This is a genomic window from Enterococcus sp. RTP21361st1_A6_RTP21361_211029 (genome assembly GCF_040910045.1).
GTDB lineage: Bacteria > Bacillota > Bacilli > Lactobacillales > Enterococcaceae > Enterococcus_D > Enterococcus_D gallinarum.
The window spans coordinates 1-1326 of record NZ_JBDGBK010000208.1; the positions used below are offsets into that span (position 1 = coordinate 1).

At 67.0% G+C, this 1326-nt stretch carries 1 protein-coding gene and 1 pseudogene; one reads left to right on the forward strand and one right to left on the reverse strand.

The genetic code is table 11. The features are described from left to right. A partial coding sequence (locus AB5Z52_RS17070) for an ATP-dependent DNA helicase RecQ (RefSeq protein ID WP_368267144.1) occupies positions 1-938 on the reverse strand: 938 nt, incomplete at its 3' end. A gap of 136 nt (positions 939-1074) precedes the next feature. Between AB5Z52_RS17070 and AB5Z52_RS17075 the strand changes: the two are divergent. Next, positions 1075-1326, forward strand: a pseudogene (locus AB5Z52_RS17075) (hypothetical protein); the annotation flags it as partial.

Here is a 1326-nt window from a genome sequence, read left to right on the forward strand (position 1 = left end):
CTTTTGCACGGCCCGTCGTTGAGGACCCATCTGACGTCGGGCTTGTCGACGCCCATGCCGAACGCGCTGGTGGCGCAGATGACGCGCGGATGGCCGGCGAGGAACCCGTCCTGCACCCGTTTCTTGTCCGCGTCCCTCATTTCGGCGTGGAACGCCATGGCGTCGATGCCTTCGGAACGCAGTGTCTCGGCGAGCCGTTCGCAGCCTTTCCGGTTCTCCTTGTAGATTATGCCGCTGCCCTTGTGCCGTTTCGCCCAGGCGATCATGGCCTCGAGGCGTTCGCCGGGCCTGGCGCGGACCACCGTGAGGCGCAGGTTCGGCCGGTCCGCGTCGGTCGTGACCGTCACGGGGTCGGCCAGGTGCAGGAGTTCGCGGATCTCCCCGGCCTGCGTCCGGCTTGCGGTGGCGGTCAGCGCCATGGTCACGGGGCGCGGGGACAGGGAGTCGATGAATTCGCCGATGCGCATGTAGCTGGGTCGGAAGTCCGATCCCCAGTGCAGCACGCAGTGCGCCTCGTCGACGGCGAGCAGGCTGATGCGGATGCGGTGGCTGAAGTCGGCGAAGTCGGGCGCGTGCAGGCGTTCGGGTGCGACGGAGAGGATGCGCAGTTCGCCGGACAGGGCGCGCCCGTACACCTCGGCGCGTTCCTTCTCGTCCAGGCCGGAGTCGATGAGCGTGGCGGGTATGCCGCGTGATCGCAGGTGCCGCACCTGGTCGCGCATGAGCGCCCTCAATGGTGTGACGACGAGGGTGAACGTGCCGGGCCTGGCGGCGGGGAGCTGGTAGCACACGGACTTGCCGCCGCCGGTGGGCATCACGGCCATGACGTCGCGGCCCGAGATGACCGCCCCGACGGCCTCCTCCTGGCCCGGGCGGAACGAGTCGAACCCGAAATAGCGCTTCAGCGCGGCCAGCATGTAATCCCCGTTCCCGACCATTCCGCTTCCCTTCTTTTCACCCATAAGTTTGATACCCTCAAGTATAGCATATTCATCGCCTTATGCTGGGGTGTCATTCCCGGCTATCGCCATCCCCGCGCGCATTCCCGGGTGTATGGTGCGGAAGCGGGGTGGCATGGTGATCGGTCCGGACGGTTGTGGTTTCGACATGCGTTCGCCTTCGGAGATGGAGGCGGATGACGCGCGGCGTGAGGCGGATGAGGCGGCGCATGCGCCTCGTATGGCGGTCACGTCGCGTATCCGTCGGGTGGCGCAGCCGCCGGATGGGTATCTGCCGTTGTCCCTGTTCGACGAGGTTCGTCTGGCCGATCCGGTGCCGTTGTATGCGTTCGAGGACGTCCCGGCGGACGTGACGGGCCTCGCGGTG